The 23647-nt window shown below is 57.6% G+C and carries 12 protein-coding genes and 1 tRNA gene; 5 read left to right on the forward strand and 8 right to left on the reverse strand.

The annotated features are described in order from the left end of the window. Window positions 1-18: 18 nt before the first annotated feature. Window positions 19-94: transfer RNA gene (locus VGM18_16740), tRNA-Ala, on the forward strand. A 37-nt stretch (window positions 95-131) separates the two neighbouring features. On the opposite strand, the gene VGM18_16745 is transcribed toward VGM18_16740, so the two are convergent. Further along, window positions 132-1667 (reverse strand): alkaline phosphatase family protein, encoded by a 1536-nt coding sequence (locus VGM18_16745; protein HEY3974654.1) that lies wholly within the window; start codon window positions 1665-1667, stop codon window positions 132-134. Between the two features lie 41 nt (window positions 1668-1708). Beyond that, on the reverse strand, window positions 1709-3244 hold the full coding sequence (locus VGM18_16750) for an alkaline phosphatase family protein (protein HEY3974655.1): 1536 nt from the start codon (window positions 3242-3244) through the stop codon (window positions 1709-1711). A gap of 329 nt (window positions 3245-3573) precedes the next feature. On the opposite strand from VGM18_16750, the gene VGM18_16755 reads away from it, so the two are divergent. Then, window positions 3574-5184: a hypothetical protein gene (locus VGM18_16755; protein HEY3974656.1), complete on the forward strand. Its 1611-nt coding sequence runs from the start codon at window positions 3574-3576 to the stop codon at window positions 5182-5184. A gap of 510 nt (window positions 5185-5694) precedes the next feature. After that, window positions 5695-6555 carry a M23 family metallopeptidase gene (locus tag VGM18_16760; protein HEY3974657.1) on the forward strand — a complete coding sequence of 287 codons (861 nt, stop codon included), beginning with the start codon at window positions 5695-5697 and terminating at the stop codon, window positions 6553-6555. A 38-nt stretch (window positions 6556-6593) separates the two neighbouring features. Here VGM18_16760 and VGM18_16765 read toward each other — a convergent pair whose 3' ends face one another. Beyond that, window positions 6594-8534, reverse strand: coding sequence for a sigma 54-interacting transcriptional regulator (locus VGM18_16765; protein ID HEY3974658.1), 1941 nt, complete (start codon window positions 8532-8534; stop codon window positions 6594-6596). A 2190-nt stretch (window positions 8535-10724) separates the two neighbouring features. Between VGM18_16765 and VGM18_16770 the strand changes: the two genes are divergently transcribed. After that, window positions 10725-10910: a hypothetical protein gene (locus VGM18_16770; GenBank protein ID HEY3974659.1), complete on the forward strand. Its 186-nt coding sequence runs from the start codon at window positions 10725-10727 to the stop codon at window positions 10908-10910. A gap of 485 nt (window positions 10911-11395) precedes the next feature. Here VGM18_16770 and VGM18_16775 read toward each other — a convergent pair whose 3' ends face one another. The 4 genes from VGM18_16775 to VGM18_16790 all read right to left on the reverse strand — a co-directional run bounded on the left by VGM18_16775 (window position 11396) and on the right by VGM18_16790 (window position 21513). Next, window positions 11396-16093 (reverse strand): DEAD/DEAH box helicase, encoded by a 4698-nt coding sequence (locus VGM18_16775; protein ID HEY3974660.1) that lies wholly within the window; start codon window positions 16091-16093, stop codon window positions 11396-11398. Window positions 16094-16514: 421 nt separating this feature from the next. Beyond that, window positions 16515-17348, reverse strand: a complete 834-nt coding sequence (locus VGM18_16780; GenBank protein ID HEY3974661.1) for a tetratricopeptide repeat protein — start codon at window positions 17346-17348, stop codon at window positions 16515-16517. 116 nt (window positions 17349-17464) lie between these two features. After that, a complete protein-coding gene (locus tag VGM18_16785) occupies window positions 17465-20032 on the reverse strand; it encodes a PBP1A family penicillin-binding protein (GenBank protein ID HEY3974662.1) in 2568 nt (855 codons plus the stop codon). A gap of 224 nt (window positions 20033-20256) precedes the next feature. Further along, window positions 20257-21513 carry a beta-propeller fold lactonase family protein gene (locus VGM18_16790; protein ID HEY3974663.1) on the reverse strand — a complete coding sequence of 419 codons (1257 nt, stop codon included), beginning with the start codon at window positions 21511-21513 and terminating at the stop codon, window positions 20257-20259. A gap of 696 nt (window positions 21514-22209) precedes the next feature. On the opposite strand from VGM18_16790, the gene VGM18_16795 reads away from it, so the two are divergent. After that, entirely contained in the window at window positions 22210-22725 is a 516-nt protein-coding gene (locus VGM18_16795) for a hypothetical protein (protein ID HEY3974664.1), read from the forward strand. A gap of 558 nt (window positions 22726-23283) precedes the next feature. Here the strand turns inward: VGM18_16795 and VGM18_16800 are convergent. After that, entirely contained in the window at window positions 23284-23640 is a 357-nt protein-coding gene (locus VGM18_16800; GenBank protein ID HEY3974665.1) for a hypothetical protein, read from the reverse strand. Window positions 23641-23647: the final 7 nt, after the last annotated feature.

The following is a 23647-nucleotide window of genomic DNA, read 5'->3' on the forward strand; positions in this document are numbered from 1 at the left end:
GCACTATCCCCAAACAGTGGGCCTGTGGCGCAGCTGGGAGCGCGCTTCCATGGCATGGAAGAGGTCGTCGGTTCGATCCCGACCAGGTCCACCAAATTCCTCTCCCGCAAATCAGGCCGTACCGCCGAATTTCAATCGTCCAGATCATCCGGATCGAACACCGGATCGTCATTCGACACCGGACAGATTCGCTGCGAAAGCACCGTCTGCGGCAGAGGCGTCTGCGAATAGTTGAACGCATCCTGCAAATCGTTGGCAATCGTGTCCGCTCCGCCCAGGTTCGGCAGCGCAAATGTTTCTTCCATGAATCGCAGCACGCTGGCAAACTCGACCTGCGTGTGATACACGCCTTGAATCGCCCATGGGCTGATGATGATGAACGGCACTCGAATGCCCATCCCGTACTGATCGCGAAATGGGGGTGGGACGTGATCGTAGAATCCGCCAAAGTCATCCCATGTGAGAAAGATCACCGTGTTCTGCCACTGGGATTGCGGGCCTTGCATCACCGCGTTGATCTGCTGCACGGTCCAGTTTTCTCCCACGCATGCGCTGTCGGGCGGATGGTCGGTGTCGATACTCGGCGGCGTGACCCAACTGAGCGCCGGCAAATTTCCTGCCAGTGCATCGGTAATGAAATTCGATTCGGTCACGACCTTGGTCGTCCAGTCGGCCGTGTTATAGATCGCGCTGAAGCTGCGGTACGGGTTATAAACGTAGCCGCTCTCGCCGTTCACCGACGTGTAGGCTTTCCACGAAACTCCCGCCGTGTCCGCCAAATTGCCCAACGTCGTCGCGCTAAAGCACGGAAATACCGGCGACACGACATAAGTCGAACTCATGGCGGGGACGTTCGTGCCAGCGACCGCATCGCATCCCCATTGCTCCTGAATCGAACTCCGAGGATTGTCGATCGTGGTCTGCGAACTTCCGGAGACCAATTGCAGGTGCGCCGGATACGATCCCGACTCGACACTGCTGAACGTCTCATCCGCCAATGCGTAGTTCTGCGCGTACGCCCAGTAATTCGGAATGTCCGCTTGATACAACTGGCTCAGGCACAAATTGTCGCCGTTCACCGAACACATATACTCCAGGTCCCAGCGGTCCATGCGGCCGGCATCGATGTTGCTGTGACTGTCGGTCCATTCGTGGCCCATATCATGCTTCGGCTTGTCGGGTGTATGGCCCAGCGTTTTGACTTGTCCTGTTGAGAGCGTAGCTGTCGTGGCGCCGTTTGCTCCCGGAAAGGTTCCAAAGTATTGGTCGAAGCTGCGGTTCTCTTTGACGATGAAAACTACATGCTGAATGTTTCCAAACGACGCCGTGCTCGGTGGCACGCTGATGAAAGGCGTGAACTGGCTCCACACCGTGCCATAGCCGGGAGACTTGTTGTAAGTGGCGACAATTAGAGCCGACCCGGTGCCAAGCATCGTTACCAGCCCTGTTTTCGATACCGTGGCAATTGTCGGTTCGATGCTGGTCCACACTGAGGTCTTCGTCACGTCAGCTGCGTTGGACGCCTGCAAATACTTGTAGGCGTGCATCTGAAGCGTCTGCCCTTTTTTCATTTGCGCCTGCGGTGGCGTAACCACGATCAACTGTGCCGCCGACACTCCGCCGAACAGCGCACTGGATAGCAACAGGGAAGCCAGCAAATTTCTCATAAAGCCTCCTAGCCTGCCGAGTGAAGAAACGACTTTGGTCCCTAATCCTCCAGATCGTCCGGGTCATAAACCGGCGCGTCCTTCGACACCGGACATGTGCGCTGCGACAGCACGAGCGGCGGCAGCGGCGACTGCGAATAATTGAATGCATCTTGCATGTCGTTGGCGAACATATCGGCTCCGCGTAAGCTCGGCAACCCGAATGTCTCTTCCATAAACCGCAGCACGCTCGCAAACTCGACTTGAGTGTGATACACGCCTTGCACCGCAAAGGGGCTCAGGATGATCATCGGCACTCGAATACCGAGACCATACTGATCGCGATAGGGTGGCGCAACGTGGTCGTACAGTCCACCAAAATCATCCCAGGTCAGAACGATTACCGTATTTCGCCACTGCGTGATCGGCCCCTGCATCACGGCGTTGATCATCGACACCGACCAGTTCTCGCCCACACAGGCGCTGTCCGGCGGATGATCCGTATCAATACTGGGCGGTGTCACGAAACTCAGAGCCGGCAGATTCCCCGCCAGCGCGTCGGTGATGAATTGCGACTGGTCGACAACTTTCGTCGTCCAATCCGGACCATAAAAAATATTGCTGAAGCTACGAAACGGGTTGTAGATATAACCGCTGCCGTTATCGATGATGGTGTACGCCATCCACGACACTCCCGCCGAGTCCGCCAGGTCGGCAATCGTAGTCGCGCTAAAACACGGAAACTCGCTCGACACCGTCTCGGTCGCCGTGAAATACGGCACGTTCGTTCCCGCGACTCCGTCGCATCCCCACTGCGCCGGCTCCGAACTGCGCGGATTATCCAACACGTTCTGCTCGCCTCCCGACACCATCGCCAAGTGAGCCGGATACGATCCCGAGGCCACGCTGCTGAATGCCTCATCCGCTAACGCATAGTTTTGTGCGTACGCCCAATAATTCGGAATGTCCGATTGATACAACTGCTTCAGGCATTGCATGTCGCCGTCGACCGAGCAAGTCAGCCCCAAGTCGAAGCGGTCCATGCGCCCGCCATCGACGTCGTCATGACTGTCGGTCCACTCATGTCCCATATCGTGCTTCGGCGGATCGGGAAGGTGACCGAGAGCGACGACTTGCCCTGTACTAAGCGTGGCCGTCGTGGCGCCATTGGCTCCCGGATAGGTTCCAAAATATGAGTCGAAGCTCCGGTTCTCCTTGACAATAAAAACGATGTGTTCAATCCTGCCCGCCGATGCGGTGCTGGGGCGGACTTTGATGAAGGGTGTGAACTTGTTCCACACCGTTCCATAGCCTTTATAGCCCTGATACGTCGCCTTGATGAGAGCCGTCCCGGCGCTCTTCATCGTCACCAATCCGGTCTTCGTGACCGTCGCGACCGAGGACTCAATGCTCGACCATGCTACCGTGCCGGTCAAATCGACGACACTTCCGTCCGAGTAATAGCCATAGGCGTGCATCTGCTGGTTGTGTCCCGGGGCGAGCAGCACCTCAGGAGGCGTAATGATGATGATCTCAATCCGATTCTCGACGGCAAACACATTGGCCGAGAGCAGCAGCAACACAAATAAATATTTCATCACTTCTCCTGCGCCGCGAAAGTCTGAGCGAACCCCTGCTGGAAGTCAAGATGAAACGCCGTTTCTACCCAGTGCGAGCCGCATTTTCGAGTCGCCGCCCTGGACCTGTGCAAGATCTTGCAAGCAACATTGCAGGAACTTGCATGCTGCATGATCTTTCCCGCCGCGAATGCCAAGCCTTTGAAAATCCATGTGTAAAGATTTCTCTAAATCGATTTTCCGGTTTACATCCCGCACGAGTCTGTCGTAAGCTCGTGCAGCTTTCTCGCTGATTCCCCCCGATCAGACCGCCGACCAGCCGCCGAAAAAAAACGTTCCAAAGGAACCTCATGCCATTTCGTCAACTGTGTACCCGCGCTGCGCTCGCAATTTGCACCTTCGTCCTCTCCCTATTGTCTCTGGCCGCCGGTCAGACTGCGATTACGACCTACCACGTCGATAACAACCGCACCGGCTGGAACTCTCACGAGACTGTGCTCACTCCGTCGAACGTTGGGAGTTCTTCGTTCGGTTTGTTGAAATCCGTTGCGCTCGACGATCAGGTCGACAGTCAACCGCTATTTGTTCCCGGCGTGACCATTAGCGCGGGAGGCCACCAGGGCGTGCATGATGTGGTCTATGTCGCCACCCAGGGCAACAGTATTTACGCCATCGACGCCGAAGCCGGCACCGTGCTGCTGCACCCGAACTTTGGCACGCCGGTTACCTGGCCGTTGGGCTGCAACAACAACGGCCCGCATGTCGGCATCAACTCCACTCCAGTCATTGATCTCACCAGCAATACTCTCTATGTAATGATTTACACACAAGACTCGACCGGTCCGGCGTATCGCCTTCACGCTCTCGATCTCGGCAGCCTCACCGACAAAGTCGCTCCGCAAGTGGTGACGGCCTCGCACACTTTGAACGACGGCACTACGTTCAGCTTCAACGCCACTTACCAGCGCCAGCGTCCCGGCTTGCTGCTGGCAAATGGCAGCGTCTACGCCGGTTTCGGCAGCTTTTGCGATTACTCCGCCAATCTATCCCGCGGCTGGCTGCTGGGTTGGTCCACCGGATCGCTCACGCCGCTTCCAGGCAACCAGCTTCTCGACACGCAGGCGTCGTCCAGCAACAATTTCTTTCTCTCTTCCATCTGGATGTCCGGCTATGGACTCGCGGCCGACGACTCCGGCAACATTGTCTTCGTAACGGGGAACTCCGATTATTCCGGCAATAGCTACGACGGTGTGAGTAACATTCAGGAGAGCGTCGTCAAAGTTTCACCCAATCTCGGTACTGTTCTCGATCTATTCACGCCAAAGAACCAGGGCTCGCTCGATCAGGTCGACGAGGACTTCGGCTCTGGGGGAGCGCTCGTCCTGCCCGACCAGCCCGGTTCTACCCCACATCTGGCAGTCGCCGCCGGCAAAGCCGGAACGCTTTTTCTGATGAACGAAGATCACCTGGGCGGATACTCGACGACCAAGAACAACGTGCTCGGAAGCTATAACGTGGGCGGCTGCTGGTGTGGACAATCGTACTTTGTCGCTCCCGACGGAGTCGGCCGCGTGGTCACCAGTGGGGGTTATAACGTGCAGGCGTACAAGATCCGAACCTCGCCCAGCCCCGCGCTGTTCCTGGCTTCCACGTCTCCGACGGTCGCCAACGCGCAAGATCCCGGCTTCTTCACCAGCATCTCTTCCAGCGGAACAGCCAATCCCATCATTTGGGCGGTGTCGCGGCCCTCGGGTACGGGAAATCCTATCTACCTGTACGCCTTCAATCCGCAAGTGCCGGTCGGAAGCTCCATGAAGCAAATCTTCAGCAGTAAAGCCGGCGCCTGGCCGAACCTCAACGGCAACTCCAACCTGGTGCCCGTCGTTGCGAACGGCGAAGTGTTCGTTGCCAGCTATGCCAGACTGACAATCTTCGGAATCAAACCTGGCCGCAAGAAGTAAATTCGAGAAGCGAAGAAAAGGCCGCGGACGAAGAGTCCGGCGGCCTTTTCTGCTGGAGGGACAACGACAATTTTCAGTAGGAGTACTATACTATAATGTCGATTGGTTTAGTATATATAGCTAAAAGAAAATTTAGCGCTTGTGAATTAGGGTTGGATCTCAATCGGAGCCCCATCCGCCACCGCCAGCCAGATCTCGTCGATCTCCTGATCCCTAACTGCGATACACCCATCCGTGTCAGAACCACGCCACACAGCAACCAAGCCGTCAACCCATTAAGATCCCGGATGCGCATGCCGGGGATTTTATCGCCCCAATTCCACAAAGTGCTACGCTGATAAAGTGAGCTTCTCGGATCAAAGAGTAAAAAGCTGTGGAAGAAAAAGACTCCTGTGGCGATGGCCGCCCTTCGACAAGCTCAGAGCTTGCCCTGAGCCTGACGAAGGGGCAGGCTCTTGGCCGTCCCGCCAGGGCGAAGCCCGGCGCTCCCGTGGAAGCTTCGCCCTCGTAGTGAGCTTCGTCGTATCGATAACCGCCGTCACACTCCCCGCCTCAGCCGCCGACTGGACCGTCCACGCTCTTCCCACGCGTCTCGTCAACGGCGCCCCGGTCCTGTTCCAGGTCAAGCCGCCCGTCAAACTCGAATCCCTCACCGGCACCTGGCGCGCTCACCAACTCGCCTTCAGCTACCAACCTTCCACCAAAACTTGGTTCGTGCTCGCCGGTGTCCCCTTTGAAACCGAACCCGGCAAATACGCGCTGGAATTGTCCGGCGAACGCTCCGCGACGAAGACGCCAGTGACTTTCACGCGCAGGTTCACCGTCGCCCGCGCCAAATATCCTCAAATCAAAGTCGAGCTCACGGTCGAGAAAAAATTCACCGAGCCTTCTCCCGAGCAGGAACAGCAGATCGCCGAGGGCGTGAAGATCAAAGAGGAGTACCTGGGCCGTGTAACCCCAACTCGCGAGTGGGAAGGAAAATTTACCGCACCCGCCAACGCCGCCATCTCCGACGTCTACGGCTCCCAGAGGATTTTTAACGGCAAAGCGCAACGCCCGCATTGGGGACTCGATTTTCGCGTCCCCACCGGAACCCCAGTCGCCGCCATGAACGACGGCACGGTCCTGCTGGCGCGCTTCTTGTACTTCGAAGGCAACTGCGTTGTCATCGACCACGGCCAGGGTCTGCTGACGCTCTATTTTCATCTTTCGGAATTTAAAGTGAAGGAAGGAGACGCGGTAAAACGCGGCCAGACTATTGGACTCAGCGGCGGCACCGGCCGCGCCACCGGCCCGCATCTCCACGTCGCCGTGCGCTGGCAAGGCATCTATCTCGACCCGGCGCCATTATTCGAATTGGCTCTGCCTTGAACCGCACGACAAATTTCATCGAAGAATATTATCTTCTACTACGCTGAGAACTTCCGTCCTCGCAACACATCCAGCAACGCTTCTTTCAGTCCCAAATTCCGAATCAACCGGTGCAGATAATTTGCATGCACTCCCAGGATCGCCGCCGCCTCCACATAATTCCCCCGCGTCTGTTCGACCGCATCTAGGATCAATTGCTTTTTTAATTCCTTTACGCTGGCATGGTATTTGCCTTCATGCATCTCCGCCGCCGATTCCTGCTCCAACAGGGATTCCGGCAAATCCTCCAGCAGCACGGCAGCGGACGATCCCATCACCAGCGCACGCTCAATCGCATTCTCCAGTTCGCGCACGTTCCCAGGCCACTCATAGTTCACCAGCGCCGCCATAGCTTCGCGCGACACCGGCTTCGGTTTTACCTTGCTGCGCTTCGCATATTTCTGTACGAAGTGGCGGGTCAGCATCGGAATGTCTTCCCGCCGTTCGCGCAGCGGCGGCATCGTCAGCCGGACCACGGCCAGCCGGTAATAAAGATCCTGGCGAAACCGGCCACTCTTCACGGCTTCGTCCAAATTGCAATTCGTGGCCGCGATTAATCGGATGTCGACCTTAATGGGATGCGTTCCCCCCACGCGTTCAAATTCCCGCTCCTGCAACACGCGTAACAACTTCACCTGAAGCGCTGAAGCCAGTTCTCCAATCTCATCGAGAAACACAATGCCGCCGTCGGCGATCTCCAACCGTCCCCGCTTCAGCGAGGAAGCGCCGGTGAACGCGCCGCGCTCATGCCCGAACAGGTCGCTCTCCAGAAGGGTCTCGGGAATCGCTGCGCAATTGATGGCCACGAATTGCTTGTTCGCCCTGGGGCTGTTGCGATGCAACGCGCGCGCTGCCAGTTCCTTGCCCGTGCCGCTCTCGCCCTCAATCAGCACGGTCGATTCGCTGGGCGCGACCCGCGCCACAAACTGAAAAATCTCTTTCATTCGCGCGCCTTCACCCACCAGGCTCTGTTCCTGCCTGATTTCAGTGGTAAGCCGCTGATTTTCCTGTTCCAGCCATTGCTGGCGCCGCGCATTGTCCAGCGCCACCGCTGAAATCGCGGCAATCGCAGCCATGAGTTGTAAATGATCTTCGTTGAACCGGTTCGCTATGTCGGTGCTGTCAAGGTAGATACAGCCAATCACGCGCTGAAACACGGTCAGCGGTACGCACAGCAGCGACCGCACCTCCGCGGCCACCAGGCTTTCTACCGCGCGCAGCGCGCCAGTGGAAGGAACGTCGACTCCCAGGATCGCAACATTTTCCTGCATTACCTGGCGCGCTATCGTTCGGCTCACCCGCACCAGTTGCGGTTGCCTCACCTGCCGTGTCCGCGCATACTGCGAGTTGAATTCCTGGCCGCCCCCCTCGGCCAGCAGAATCGCGCCGCGGGAAGCCGGCACCAGTTCAAAAATCAAATCCAGCAACTGCGCTTGCAGTTCCTCTAGATCCCGGATGGCATGGACCACCCGGCTGATCTTGAGCAAGCCGCTCAAATTACGCGCCACCTGCGATGTTGCCGGCAACTCCCGCAACAAGCGGTCCGGCTGTAGATAAACCACTTCCCTGGGATGAATCAGCTTGGTCTCAGCCGTCGGATGGCTGTCATCAAACTCGATGCGGCTCGCCGGAAGCGCCTGGTCCTCATCGTCCACCAGAAACAGGAACACGGAGTCGCCGGTCGCCACCTCATCCCCGTGGCGCAGCCACTGTTCTTTTACCGCCAGTCCGTTGACCAGCGTTCCGTTGCGGCTGTCCAAATCCTTGATCTGGAAACGGTCGTCTTCGGCGCGACGCAGCAGGCAGTGTCGTCGCGACACCGATGTATCGGGCACCGACACTGCGTTCGTCGCATCGCGCCCCACCGTGGCTTCTCCGTCGGGCAACGGAATGGTTAAATCTTTTGCAGGGCCGGCTATCACCAGGAGTCTAGGGCGCAATCAGGGGTCTCCCATTCCATGCAGAACTTCTTATCACAGCTTGGCCAGAAATGCATGCTCTTCGCGACCCTTTTCCGATATCCGAACGGCTAGTTCGGCTATCCGATCGGATAGCTTTCGATGCCATTAGTGGGCGGCGAGTAATCCTCGCACCACTAATCTGAGTAAGTTCTAACTTGCAGGAAAAAATAACGTTACACCGCACACGCCGGGCTGCAGAACGCGGTTCGGCTGCCCTTGGAAGTCGGCGTGCAGTCCAGTGTTATGCGGGTGCTCGGCAAAAGCGACGGGGGAAGCGCTTTCGATCAGTTCTAGCCGAGGATCGCTAGTCAGGAGTTCGGGAGACCCCCTCATCGAACTCCTGACTTTTTTCTTTTTGAAATTGAATTGTTGAATTGAATCGAAATTAGGATCGGGGATTGGGATTGCTTTGAAAGGGCGCGGCTTCTAGCCGCGCCCGGATCAAAGAAGCGCCGCAAGGCCACTGTCTGGTGCTAGCTCCGATGACTGCGCCGTCCAGGCGCTGGGCATCGCGAAGTGGGGACCAGGCTACAAGTGGCCGATTAGCCTCGCAAAGTTTCGAAGCACTGTTCGGTTCTAGCGTTACGTCCTGCACGAACAGCCGAAAAGGACTTCCCCTAAAAATCATTAAAAAAGGAGTTCCACAAAACGAAAAGATTGCTAATTGTGTTTCTATTCCTGTCCGCCTTGTGCTTAGGTCAAGCACCGCCCCCACAACTGATAGGTGACAACTACACCACCACAACAGCGTACACCGTAATCAATAACCTCGGCAATTGTGTCACACATAATTGCTTTTTACTTAACAACAACAAAGACACCGGAGGTACAATTTCTCTTACTCAAGTAACCTCGGGTTTGGATGGGTATACGGTTGGCGTGACCTCGACCGGAAGTGTTTATCAACTACCCTTTGCAGTAAGTGGGGGACCGCTATGGACTTCCCAATCCGTTTATGGAACGGGTAACCAACAGATCGCTTTCCACACGCAGGCAGAAGTATATGCACTTCGGGCTAACTCCAACTGTCCGGGTTCATATGGTATGTATCGGTGGAATAGTGGTTGGGCCTCGATCCACCAGTGCGCCTCTTCTAGCCTTTCAATCAGTCCTAACAATGTGCTAACTGCCATCACTTCGGCGGGAGTACTTGTTTACAGCACAAACCCGACCGACCCAACCCCAACTTGGAGTTCTTTGTCCAGTGGGCAATGGTCGCAGGTGTCGGTGTTTGGTGTGTCTGTTGCGTTTGGTTTAGGTTTTAACACGCACTCCCTTTACAACATTAACCTGAGTACGGGTGCATTTTCGTTGTTCACTGGCGCACCAACGGCATCCGCGGTCAAGGCTACTGGAGATGGCTATTTGTTTCTTCTGTCCGCCACGCCAGGACCAAATGGAAATGTGTACTACCTGAATCTGTTTGCTCAATCACCGACATGGGTAAACTTAACCGGGACTTTCACCGGATTGGGGGGGTTGACTGGAGATACGTTCTTTGCTTTGAACAACACTACACCCTACCATTTTTTGTTGACCGCTCTACAAGCAACGACAATAGCGAGCGGGAACTATATTTGCCCTCCAGGGGGCTGTCCCCCTGGCGCTTATCACACCATCACTGCAACCACCAGTTTCCCGGGTGGGTACTTTAGCGGAGGGCATAGTTCTGCAGCAGGGGCCCCCGCTGATGTTATCAGTGCTTCCTATTTTGATATCGCTGGGGGTTGTGATTTGATTTACGGTGACCCAAATGACCCCACTTGTACGTCGGCAGGTACCGGTGAAGTTGATTGCTCGCAAATGGGTAATGTGTATAGCGGGGGAGGTGGTGGTAACATAATCCTATTTGAGATTGCTTATACGCGAGTACAAGCAACCGGTGGTCCCAGAGGAAGTTGTACTCCCGTTGGGGGCGCGTTGTACTGTGCATATCCGGTTCGCAATTGGTGTACCCCATCAACGACCCCGCCGGACAATGATTACACCGGCCGCACAGTATCCGACCGCACCATTTACGGATATTGGGAGACGTTTACGCCGGGGGTAAGCATACTTGGGGGACCGTGGGAATTTGCCAACGGACAAGCCTGGGGCACAAATGCCCCGTTGGATTACGCCAATTGCACCCGCAGTAATTAGCGAGTACGCTTCCCAAAGGGATTTGCTATGACTGTTGAACTCAATGAACTAGAGATGATGTTGATTCAGCAACTCTTGAATCAACACATTGTTGCTAAGGTTCGTGCCAAAGAGGAAGTCCCAACCGCATCGCAGCTGCTTGAAAGGCTGCATGACATACGGGACGCTTCGATCATTGCAGAAAGGGCTGCTCAGGAGCCCTCCAACAGGTAAACCAAAAGGAACTTGCAAAGCTCTGCCCCAAAAGACTGTCTTTGGGGCAACTTCTTTTTGGAGGTGTTGCCGATCCTCAGTACCCACCGGGGCAAAACCCCTAGAAAGCCGGGGTTTCGTGACAAAGGTTACCCCCGGGAATAAAAATGCCGTTTTAAGGCGATTTAAGCCCCCGTAAGTTTCCCACCTACCTCGGCACCCAAAATTGAATTATCTTCGGGAAATCGAAGCCCTGTAGCGGCGTTGGCCATTCTGCGCGAAGGAAAAACCTGGCGACGACAGTTGAAACACGGAAGCACGTGGACGAGGAACGTTGATGACAAACGTTGGTATAACTGGTACATGGAAAACTCCCGTAAATACTCGGGTTGTCAGCAAGTTAAGACGACGAGTGATTTCGGGGGTAAAAGTCACGAAAGTCGCGTACGCCATTCACGACAGTCGCGCCTTTAGGCGCTGAGGTCGCTTCACACCTGCGAACTACCCTAACTCGCCGCAGCCTCTGGCGCGATCGCCTGCTCCGCCACAACTGCAATCCCATCGCGATAGCTCACGGTCCTGCCGGAAATCGCCGGCACTCTCTCCCCCGGCACCAGAATCCCAACCAAATTGAGCGGATCGGCCGCCGACAACGTGATCGTGTCGCCACTGAGCGGCAGGCCGCGCATGGCCCGCACCGACTCCACTGCGACCGGCAGCGCGAATTGTTCGCCGAGAAATCCATCGACAAAGCGCCCGCCCCGAATCTCTCCCCGATCTTCGAGCCGCCGGAAGGCCATCAGCAACTCGCGCCACGGCGGTAAATTCGACTCCCGCGCCAGCAGATCGCGAATCACGATGCCATAGCGCCGTAGCAGCATCCAGCAGGCCGCCTCTACTGCGCGGGCTCTTTCCGCAGCCACGTCCGCATGCAGGAGCGCCCATCGCCCCGCGCTGTGCCGCGGACGCGTGCTCTTCCCGCTTCCCTGTCCCGCCCGCCGCTTGGGATCGATCAGCGCCCGCAGATTGTCGAATCCATCTGCCGTCACCAAACCCGCCGCCACCAGTTCCCAAAGGCCAGTTTCAATCTCCGCTTTCAGCTTCCCTGTGCCGCGCACCATATCGGCAAAGAACGACGCTCCGCGCTGCCGCAGAAACTCCAACACCAGTTGTGCGATATGGCTTAACCCGCGCGTCTCAGCCTCCTCGCCAGCTGCGTGCCGCGGAATCATCCAGTCCGCCTGCTCACGCACAAAAAATGTGATCGGCGCCACACTTGTCGGAACCACCCGGCGCTGTCGCGCCTGCGGCGCATCTTCGCTCACGGTAGGCTTTACTCTGGCATCGATCGTCGCCGGATGCGGCGACAATCTCCCCCATCCCACCGCCCCGGTCAGGCAAAGCTGATCCAGCCACTTCGGATCGTAGTCGGCAACTCTTCGCGCCAGCACCTGGCGCTCCCACGCATTGGCCGGAATCTCAAATCCCTGCAACTGCTGTAACACTTCCAGCGTCCCACGCTCGCCCAAAACCTCCGACCCCGGAGCCAGGTGCTGCCAGCGCAACAGCCACCGCATAAACCCAGCCGCCGTGATGGGCTCAATCTGCTTCCGCAGCATCCCCACGGTCAGCCGATGAATTCGCGCCAGCAACCGCCGCTCACACCACTCCGTCTCGCCGGCTCGTGGAGGAGCGGACGCCCCCGTTCGCCCGATCGACCGAAGCTCGATCTCTTCTTGCGCCGTCTCCTGTGGCGCGGGCACTCCTGCCCGCGAGGCAGCGCCACTAAAGCTTCCCCGCAGTACAGTCCCGGCAGCTTCCATGCGCAGCAAAGCCTTCTCAATATCAGAAGCCGCTATCCCCACCATTTCCCCAAGTCCAGAAGCAGTCACTGGCCCCACATGCGACATCCACCCGGTAACCAGCGAAAGCAAAGCGTCATCGCGCGAGATGTCTCCAGTCTCCACGTCAGCCAGAGTCTGTTCAAATTCCCCTGAAGGAAACAAAGCCGCGAAGCTGCGAGCCCGTTCGGCCGCAACCCAGTACCGCCGGCCCTCGAACGAAGTCACTCCAGCGCGCCCTTCGTTCACCAGTCTCTCGAAGTACCCATGCCATTCGGCAGAAATCATGTGGGGACAGCCGCCCTCGGCTGTCCGGTTCAGCGAAGCTGAACTGTCTTGGCCGAAAGCTTCGGACACTCCTGCGGCAAGGATAGGTCGAGCTTCGCTCGACCGGACAGCCGAGAGCCTGCCCTGAGCTTGTCGAAGGGGCGGCTGTCCCCACATGAGTTCCAACTCCTCCGGCAGCACCACCAGTGTATGCAGCACGTCATGCAACTCATCCGCATCCCGCACATCCGGCCAAGCCTCCTGCCGCACCTGCGCAATCGCCCCCGGATCGAGCCCGCCCACCTCTTCCAGCACCGATTCCGGCAGCACCCGCCGCATATTCACTGCACGCGCCCGCCGCTCTTCCAGCGGCGCGTCATCCAGATACGCATACGGATTCGCATTCAGAATCTCATGCGAAAACTGCGACGGCACCGGCGTATCGACCGCAATCACGCGAATCGCACCCGAAGCCATGCCCCGCAACAGTGACTTCAGTCCTTCCACATCCATCGCCTCGGTGAGCACATCTTTCATCACCTCGCCCACCAGCGGATGGTCCGGAATCTTTCTTTCACCCTCGATGTTCTCGAAACAGGCCGCCGCGTCAGGAAACACCGACGCCAGCAGATCGTCCGACCGCATTCGCTGAATCTGCGGCGGAACTTTCTTGCCGTTTTGAAAACGCAGCAACGCCAGCGCCCGGTTCGCATCCCAGCGCCAGCGGGTAGCAAAGATGGGAGAATCAAGCGCCGCCTGCTCCAGAATCGGCTGCACCGTATCCGCTTGCAAGAATTGAAAAACGTCGCCCAGCGGAAAACTGTGCTGCTCGGCCAGCGCAATGTTCAATCCGTTGTCGGTCGCCGCCGCCTGCAACTCGAAATTGAACCCCACGCAGAATCGCTTGCGCAGCGAAAGTCCCCAGGCCTTGTTAATCCGCCCTCCAAACGGTGCGTGAATCACCAACTGCATCCCGCCGGCCTCATCAAAAAACCGCTCCGCGATCACCGTCGTCTGAGTCGGCACCGCTCCCAGCACCGCCCGACCTTGCAGCACATATTCGATCATCTGCTCCGCGCCGGAATCATCCAGGCCGCACTGATCCTTCAGCCATGAAACCGCAGCGGCCACTTCCGGCTGCGTCGCCGAAAATCCGACGGAAGAAGTATGCGGCAGCATTTCGCTGATCTTTTCTCGCAGCTCGCCCACATGCGCCGACAATTCCTGAGTCCGTGCCGGAGCTTCCCCGCGCCAGAACGGAACGTTGGGCGGCGCGCCGTGCGCATCCTGCACCAGCATGCGTCCGGCATTGGTCTCGATGCGATGAATCATCCACGACGTGTTTCCCAGCAGCATGATGTCACCGCGATTGCTCTCGACCGCAAAATCCTCGTCGACGGTGCCGACGACCACGCCGTCGGGCTCAGCAACCACCGTGTAGAGAGAATTGTCCGGAATCGCTCCGCCGCTGGTGATTGCCGCCAGCCGCGCCCCTCGGCGTGCCCGCAACTTCCCATTCACCCGATCGCGATGCAGATACGCCCCATAGCGCCCGCGCCGCGCCGCAATCCCCTCCGACAACATTTCCAGAATCGAATCGAACGTCGCGCGCTTCAGAGCACGATAGGGATAAGCGCGCCTCACAAGATCGAAGAGTTCCTCTTCGTCCCATCCGTCATCACCGGCGTCGCTTCTCGTAGCGTCGTCGGCAGCGCCACTCTTTGTAGCGCCGGCGTCCCCGCCGGCTGTCGCGGGGCCATCCTGGCCGCGAAGCTGGAGTTGAGGCGCAGTTGTCGAGTTTTGCCCCGCCGCCGCACAAGCCGCCACAATCTGCTGCGCCAGCACATCCAGCGGCGCCTCTGGAATCATCAGTCGATCCAGATCCCCCTGCTTGATCGCGCGCACCAGCGCCGCGCACTCCATCAAATCATCGCGAGTCGTGCAAAAGAACCGCCCCTTCGGCACCGCTCCCCGCCAGTGTCCCGACCGCCCCACGCGCTGAAGAGCAACGGCGATCGCCCGCGGAGAATTAATCTGCACCGCCAGATCGACCGTCCCCACATCGATCCCAAGTTCGAGCGACGCGGTCGCAACCAGCACTCGCACTTGACCTTCTTTCAACTTCTTCTCCGCCGCCAGCCGCAGCTTGCGCGACAAACTGCCGTGATGCGCCGCGACATTCTCTTCGCCCATGCGCGCGCCCAACTCGTGACACATGCGCTCCGCCATCCGGCGCGTATTGACAAACACCAGCGTTGATCGGTGTTGGTTCACCAACTCGACCAGCCGGTCGTAAATCGTGTCCCACATCTCATTCGACGCCACCGGACCCAGCGGCATGGGCGGCACTTCGATCCCGAGATCGAGCTTCCGCTTATGCCCGATATCAACAATCACGGGATCGGGCCGTGTCGTCCCAAGTTCAGAACTCCCCATCAAGAAATGCGCCACTTCCTCAATCGGCTTCTGCGTCGCGGAAAGCCCAATCCGCACCGGAGGCCGATGCGTCAGCGCCTCCAGTCGTTCCAGCGACAGTGCCAGATGCGCCCCGCGCTTGTCATCGGCCACGGCATGAATCTCGTCGACGATCACCGTCTCCACATCGCGCAGGATCGCACGGCTCTTATCCGCAGTCAGCAAAATGTAGAGGGACTCCGGCGTGGTCACCAGAATGTGCGGAGGCCGTTTCAGCATCGCGCGCCGCTCCGGTTGCAGGGTGTCACCAGTGCGCACCGCCGTGCGAATCTCCGGCATCAGCAGCCCACGCTCGCCCGCCAGCGCGAGAATCTCCCCGAGTGGTATCTCCAGATTTTTTTGGATGTCGTTGCCCAACGCCTTGAGCGGCGAAACGTAAAGCACTTCGGTGCGATCGGACAACTCGCCCGCGAGCGCCTTGCGCACCAACCGGTCAATACACGCTAAGAATGCAGCGAGAGTTTTTCCGGACCCGGTCGGTGCCGAAATCAGCGTGGTCCGCCCCGCGAGAATGTGCGGCCACCCCTGCTCCTGCGGCTCCGTAGGAGTCCCAAACTTCCCCACAAACCACTCCGCCACCAGCGGGTGAGCCCAAGCCAGGGATTCAGGAAGGAACTGCATCAGGACATTCTAGAACGAAACGGGATTTTCGCCAAGCATTCGCCTCGCATAGCTTCTAGCTCCTGGCTCCTAGCCAAAAGCAAAAAAGGCAGAAGGCGCCAAGGACCTGATAATTGTTTCTTCAGTGCGCAAGATGCTCTGATAACTAAAATCCTCTGCGCCCGGTCTTCGTGATTTTGGTTTGGTTCAGGTTTTTGTTCTTGGCTAGAAGCTAGTAGCTAGGTGCTAGAAGCTGAAAACAAAAACCCATCGGATGCTTGCTTGGGGCGTGCTCGGGTCAGCATCCGATGGGCTACCGTTTTCTCCTTACTCACCCTGTTGTTTTCAGGAGTATGTTTAAAAATTAAACACCCGATGCGCGCGAAGTTCCGTCTAATTTTGTAAAGCTTTGTAAAATCCCGCTCAGATTTTTTTTTCGAATTTAATTTGATTCCGTCAGCGCCGGAGGCTTTGCCGCCATGAGTTCGGTAAAGCGCTTATCTTTTCGCAGTTCCGCAAATTCCGCGTCGTTGTACACGCTATTAAAATCCTTGTACCCCGCTTCCAGCGCCTTCTTCAGATATTCCAGCGACCGGTCGGAGTAACCCATCTTGGCGTAGAGTTTGGCAACCGTGAAGTCGTATCGAGCGCGATCCCCGGGACTTGGCAACTGTGCCTGCACGCCGCCGCGCGACGTTCGCTCAAACACGTCGGGATCGATTTGCACGGCGCGCTCATACGCCAGCACGGCCGGCTCGAATTCCTTCTTGGCAAATAGCGCCGCTCCCAGATTGCTGTAAAACGATGCCGAAGTATTATCGATCGCAATCGCCCGCCGGTAGTCCTTAATTGCCGCCCCGTATTTCTTTTCTTCGTAGAGCGATACACCGCGATTGTTATAGGCATCGGCATATTTGCGGTCGGCTCTGACGGATTCATCGAAACACTTCTTCGCTTCACGATTACGCTGCAACATCAGATTCGTAATTCCAATCTTGTTGAGCAAGTTCGCGGAGTTCGGATGCTTGGCCAGCGCCGCGCGATAGTAGTCGAGCGCGTCCAGGTAAAGTTTGGAAGCGCGCAATTGCTCGGCTCGCGCCTCCAGTACCTCCGCAGTCGCATCGGGCGCCGGCGGGTCGATCGTCCGCAACATGGGCGGTCTAATCTGAACTTGTTCGGAGTGCGCAGCCTGACCCCACATCGGACTCGAAATCAGGCAAATAAAAACGGTGAGAAACGAGACGGGAACCAACAGTACTTTCGGGCAGGACGACATTGGCCACCCCCCAGCTATTGCACACATTCTGGCACAGTTTCAGGCAGCCGGCGAAGATTTTATCGCAACGGGTTTGAGCGAAAGGCCTGAAATCTGAGGTCCACGCCTGACGCCGTTTAGTGCGGCACAGTCTGCCCGCTGTCTATAGGCTTAGACACCGGAGCCGGGTTTTTGTCATCCTTAAATATTCCCGCTATCTTGCCGAATAAACCCTTCTTTTTCTTCGGATCCTGAGGATTATTGGGATTATTCGGGTCCTGACCGGCTTGGGCCTGGACGGGCTGCACCGGTTTTTCGCCCCCAAACATACGCGAGAAGAACCCCTTCATCCCATTTTGCGCATCGCAGGTATCGTGCGGCTCCGTGCCCGCCACGAACGCCGAGACATAGTCGTCGGTGCAGTTGGGTGTGGCCAGGCGGTTCGTCGCCTTGTCCAGCTGCACATCTACTACGCCGGTCGGCTGCTGGAATGCCTTCATATCGGAGTATTGCGGCAGCGCCGCCGCCTTCTTCATGAACTCCGCCCACATCGGCGCCGCCGTCAGTCCACCCGTGATTCGTAGATCGCTGTAATCGTCGTATCCCACCCACACAATGCACAGCAGGTTCGAGGTGTACCCCGCGAACCATCCGTCGTGCGAACTGCCCGTCTTTCCCGCCGCCGGAGGCTTGAATCCCCGGCCGCGCACCGCCGAAAATCCGAGCCCGTTATTAATCACGCCCTCCATCATGTTGGTCATGACGTAGGCGACCCGTGGATCTAGGACCTGCCGCTGGTCTGTCGTGTAATTCGCGATCACGTCGCCCTTACCGTTGCGCACCGACCGCAGCAGAATGGGCGACAGCCGTATGCCATTGTTCGCAAATGCCGTGTACGCTCCCGACATGTCCAGCGGTGAAGCGTCATACGATCCCAGCGCCATCGCTGGAGTCGCCTTCACCGAAGCGATCCCCGCCGATCGCGCCAGGTCCGCCACTTTGTCGTAGCCCACTTCCTCCGCCACTTTCACCGTCGCGTTATTCAACGACATCGCCAGCGCATACCGCAGCGTTACGTCTCCGTGATATTCCTCTTTGTAATTTCTCGGCTCGTAGATCTGGTCGCCATAGGCAAAGCTCGCCGGCTCGTCGGTCACCGTCGACGCCGGGGTCAGCACGGCCTGCGAACCATCCAGCGCGGTATTCATCGCCGCGGCATAAACAAACGGTTTGAAAATCGATCCCGTCGGCCGCTTCGCCACCGCATGATTCAATTGGCTCCAGCCGTAATCGCGCCCGCCCACCAGCGCCAATATCGCTCCCGTATGTGGATCGAGCACTACCATCGCCACTTGCGCCTGCGGACCTGTCTCCACCTTGGTCTCAAACTTCTTGCCCACCTTTATTCGCTTGGTCCGCAACTTCTTCACTTGCTCGTCGACCAGCTTGATCCCCATCTCCACCGACTGCGCCGCCGCCTTCTGCAAATCCGGATCGAGCGTCGTATAAATGCGATACGACTGGTCGTTCAACTCGTTTTCGTTGAACTTGCTGATCAGCTGATCGCGCACCATGTCTACAAAATACGGCGCGTCGCTGGCCTCCACGTTCGGGGGAGCCAGTTTCAGCGGCACCGCTTTGGCTTTGTCCGCTTGCTCGCGCGTAATTACGTGAGTCTCCACCATCGATTCCAGCACCAGATTCCGCCGCTCCAGAGCGCGCTCCGGATGCCGGTACGGCGACAAATAACTCGGCCGCTGAATCAATCCCGCCAGCAGCGCCGCCTCGGGCAGCGTAATGTCCTTCAGATCCTTATTGAAATAGGCTCTGGAAGCCTCCGCGAACCCGCTGATCGCAAACGATCCCCGCTGCCCCAGGTCCACCCAATTCGCATAGAACTCGAAAATCTGCTGCTTCGAGAACTTCTGTTCCAGTTCTTCGGCGATCAGCATCTCGGTCAGCTTGCGCCGGATCGTCTTCTCCGGAGTCAGAAAGAATCCTCGCGACAGTTGCATGGTCAGCGTCGAGCCGCCCTGGTCGTGGCGTCCACGCGCCACGTCGATCCAGGCCGCTTCCGCCATACGCAGAAAATTTACTCCGCTGTGTTCGAAGAAGCGCCGGTCTTCAATCGCCAGAACCGCCTGCACCATGAGGGGAGGAATGTCGTTGTACTTCACCAATTCGCGTTTCGACCGCTGCTCCGCGTCGAACAGCGCGGTCACCAACTGCGGCTCCAATTCATACGCCGAAAGATCGTTGCCGTTACTGCTGATCTGGTCCACCTGCCCGTCGTGGATACTGATTCGCGCCGCCTCCGGACTGTGGTACGACTCCGGCCCCGGCGCGATCTCGATGCCGTCCTTCAGCATGCGGAAGCTGCCCAGCTTGGACTCATTTTCTCGATCCGCATACCCGGCCCGCCGCAGCTCCGCTGCAATTTCTTTCACCTGAATCTGCTCGCCATCCCGCACGATCTTGGGCAGGGCATAAATCTTTGCCGAATTCGCGAAGATCGGCGTGCGAAACCGCTTCTCGATAATTCGGTCGTACTTGATATAGAAGTAAGAAAACAGAACCGTAAACGACATCGCCAGGATCAAAAATGCCACCAGCGCCGCCCGCAGCACCGGATCGCGCGGCAGCCCGCGTATCTTCTTGCCCGGTTCGCCCGTCCCCGCCTTCGGAATTTTGATTGTGATCGTCACTTTTTAGAACTTTCGCGGTTTCGGTACACTACCAACGAAACTGCTCCTTATCTTTCAGACGTAGGGACCGACCAAAAGGTTTGTCTACCCGCACGTTTCCTCAGTTGGCACATCAATGAAAACGCAAGGATGCCTTCATTGTACCGCTCGCGCAGAAATGAAAAGAGACCCGCAGTACCTGCGAGTCTCTAGACCATCAACTGTGAAAAAATATAAAAGCCGCCTTAGTCGGTCGCCGCAAACGGGAAGTTGCTGGTCACGGACAAGTCGGCTATGTGCGTTAAGACTCCGGTGGAGGTGCTTGCGCCATTGACGGTTAGTGTGGACCCAAACAGCGAACCAGCGCAGAACAAAACCGTCCCACCCTGGTCGAATCGGCATCCCTCAGCTGTCGGCACTCCAGTGAAGATTCCCATTGAAGCTAACGCGCCGGTTGAGGAATTCAACGTGAAACCCTCGATTGGCGCATCCACACCTGTGCTCGGTACAGCCTCCAGAGCATAGACATACCCGCCAGTGGGAGAGATGGCGAAGTCAAACGGCGCATCTCCGGTGCCGGTGAGAAACGGCGAACCACTCACCGCAGTCGGAACCCCGGTGGTCGTGTTGATGCTGAACACATAAATGTGCGGGTCGGTCGACCCGGTGTGGCCGTCTTGGATTTCCGCAGTCCCAAGCAGCAGTTCCGCCGTCGGGCTGGCATGCAATTGCGCGACTCCCAGAGGGAAGGCCGTTCCCAGCGACGTCAAAGCACCACTCGTCTGATCAATCGAAAAACCGGCAACTCCCAACGAAGGATCCGTCTGACCTGCATACAGGAACGTGCCGCTCGCGTCCACGGTCATCTCATCCGCAACGAACGTCAAGCCCCCAGTGAACGGAGAACCCGCCGTTGCCGTCAACGCCCCCGTAGATGAGTTGATCGTGAATACCCAGATATCGGGAACGCTCTCGCTTCCCACGAATAGAAACCGGCCTGCGGGATCGGTCGCTACATCGTCCGCCGTCACCGAAGTGCCAGCGACTGTAAACGGACTGCCTGGAATTACCGTAAGCGCCCCCGTCGACCGGTCGATGCTGAACCCTTCCACCGTCGCATCCCCCATCGGAATAAAGAGGAACTGCTTGTTCACGACGATCATGTCGTCCGCTACGTTGCTGGGCAGTGTAGGAGGGACATAAGAAGTCAGAGTCTCGAAGGTGCCCGAACTGGTAACCCCCGCAGCATCAATGGCCGCAGCGTTGTAATAGACGAGCGCCAGAGCCTGGGAGGCATCCACGGTGCTTCCACCGCCGCCTCCTCCGCCACCACCGCCGCCGCCGCTCCCACCGCCGCCGCCGAAAGTCGTTCCGCCCGACGAGGTACACGTGGAGCTGCCGAATGTCGCTGGACCGCACCCCGGCGCACCCCCGCAACTCGCCAGCAACAGCGCCAGCAGGATGAGCACGAGACTCACGATCGCTCGATAGAAATTCTTCATGAACTGCCTCCGCCCGACCGCAGCGCCGCCCGCATTATCCGACCGCGTGCGTCAGGAGATTAATTCGTGATTCCGGATGGGCCGAATTCCCGCCGCAGTCGCTATACTCGCCATCGGCAACCGAGCGATGAAAAGACTCTTATCCCTTTCCGCATACTAGGAGGCAGTTAGCGCAGTGACAACGTTACGAATGTCACTGGCCTATGACGATGGATCACAATGCACTGACGGCCGCCGCTGAGCATGCCTCCAGCGACACCTCTCGTCACTATTAAATGAAAACGGAAAATGCAGCCGCTTCCTCACAGCTCTGTACTTGAACGGCCGCATGAGCTAAGATTCCCGGAAGACGCCCGCCACAAGCTGACTGCCGCCTTTTCCGGTCCTCTGCGCCGATTCGTTCCGCCTTCCACTTACTCCAAATGATGTTGCACTCTGTCTCCAATGATCCGCCTTCAGACTCCTCGCCTCACTACACGCACGTAACCTCGCATGATTGCATCGCCGGAATTGGTCGAGCCCTGATCATCATCGGCATTTCGTCCTGTATTCATGCGGGTGAAATCGCGATCGGCACACCTCGAACCTGCCTTTCTGCCCCACACTGTGACCATCGGACGTGAACATTGGTGTCTTGCCCCCAAAATTAGAAGCTGACAACATGCGAATTGAAATCTTCGCGGAGGATTCTTGCCAGTGAAACGCACAAAAGTTCTCGCCACACTTCTCATTGCTCTTTCGCTCGCCACGAGCGGCTGCGGCAACTCAGACAGCATTAAGTCGCTCTTGCTCACCTCGACCGGAACCTCCAGCGGAAGCACTTACAACCTGCCGGGCGTCGATTCCACTCTTCAGTTGAAGGTCTGGGCTGTTTACAACAGCGGAAAACAGATCGACGTTACCAATAAGGCCACTTGGAACGTGGCGACCGTGGGAACGGACGATCAGCACAATCCGCTGCCTCCCTACGGCCCGGATTCGGTGCCCATCAACGCCACCGGACTGATGACGGCGATCGCGCAAATTTGCACCTGGGCGGACACAATGAATACCACGGCCACACCTCCGGTCCTTTGGAACCCGCCAGTCTGGGTCTACACCGGCTACTATCAAACCACCGCCTCATATCGAGGATTCACTTCGCAACCCATTGGTATTGGCGTCGGCGTGACCACAAGCAACGCGCCCGCAGGCGGTTGCGGCCCTTCGTAGTCTCGCGGCTGCAAAATAATTCGTCAGCAGAAGCGATTTCCTAGTGCTTCGATCCACAGTGCAGCCCCGCAAGGGCTGCACTCGCGCTTTTCGCCTTCTATTTCCATCAGCCACTTTCGATTCCACAGCTCTCCTGATGCCGTCGGCCACGGGCGTCGCAGTTGATGCGTGAAAGGCTGGAGGAAGCATTCCCTCTATCGCTCTGAAATCGAGACCAGCATAAAACCCCGCGGGGCTGCTTCAGGCAAGAACCCAACTTCGATACGCAGACCATCCCGATCTTCAGATCAAGAGATCGTCGAAGTGCTCCAAGGCTGAGTGAATTGAGAGGGCAACTGAGATGGGTCAACCGACTGCCAAGCAAGCCACGCGACTCCCTGTTCGGGTTCGCTTGCGTTTACGAATTGACTCTCGGTTCGTGCGGCATGGCGCAGGCGGTGAGCACAAGATGTTTCTTGTGACGCAGCTATGAAGTCCCGAGGTTCATGTCTGAGGTCTGAGGTCTGAGGTCTGAGGTCTGAAGCCCGACGCCTGAGGCCCGATGCCTGACGCCCGCTCCTAGAATCCCTTGTTCCCGCTGGAAGGACTGAAATGCAGAGTGAAGGAATATCCAGGCAGACTCACCGGGACACTGTACTCCGCGGCCACATACACCGCCGGAGAGCCCGGCGTGCCGATGCGCTGCACCGTCACCGCCTCGGGAGGCAGCGTGATCTGGTGGTCCAGGGCTTTTTTCACGACCGAATCAATCAACTCCTGGTCGCTGGTGTGCGGATTGGCTCCGCCCATCACAGCCACTTGCCGCAAGTCGTCCTGAAACGAATAGTTCGCCAGCTCCGGCGGCACAATCTCAAACCCGGCGTAGACCGCGGCAATCACAACCAGAAATCCGATGATGGCTTTGACTGTTCCCATGTCCCAC

The sequence above is a fragment of the Candidatus Sulfotelmatobacter sp. genome (genome assembly GCA_036500765.1).
GTDB lineage: Bacteria > Acidobacteriota > Terriglobia > Terriglobales > Acidobacteriaceae > Sulfotelmatobacter.

What these genes read in the sequence shown, in the direction of transcription:
- VGM18_16745 (HEY3974654.1), bottom strand. Translation starts at nt 1,667, where the DNA reads ATGAGAAATTTGCTGGCTTCCCTGTTGCTATCCAGTGCGCTGTTCGGC.
- VGM18_16750 (HEY3974655.1), bottom strand. Translation starts at nt 3,244, where the DNA reads ATGAAATATTTATTTGTGTTGCTGCTGCTCTCGGCCAATGTGTTTGCC.
- VGM18_16755 (HEY3974656.1), top strand. Translation starts at nt 3,574, where the DNA reads ATGCCATTTCGTCAACTGTGTACCCGCGCTGCGCTCGCAATTTGCACC.
- VGM18_16770 (HEY3974659.1), top strand. Translation starts at nt 10,725, where the DNA reads ATGACTGTTGAACTCAATGAACTAGAGATGATGTTGATTCAGCAACTC.
- VGM18_16775 (HEY3974660.1), bottom strand. Translation starts at nt 16,093, where the DNA reads ATGCAGTTCCTTCCTGAATCCCTGGCTTGGGCTCACCCGCTGGTGGCG.
- VGM18_16780 (HEY3974661.1), bottom strand. Translation starts at nt 17,348, where the DNA reads ATGTCGTCCTGCCCGAAAGTACTGTTGGTTCCCGTCTCGTTTCTCACC.
- VGM18_16790 (HEY3974663.1), bottom strand. Translation starts at nt 21,513, where the DNA reads ATGAAGAATTTCTATCGAGCGATCGTGAGTCTCGTGCTCATCCTGCTG.
- VGM18_16800 (HEY3974665.1), bottom strand. Translation starts at nt 23,640, where the DNA reads ATGGGAACAGTCAAAGCCATCATCGGATTTCTGGTTGTGATTGCCGCG.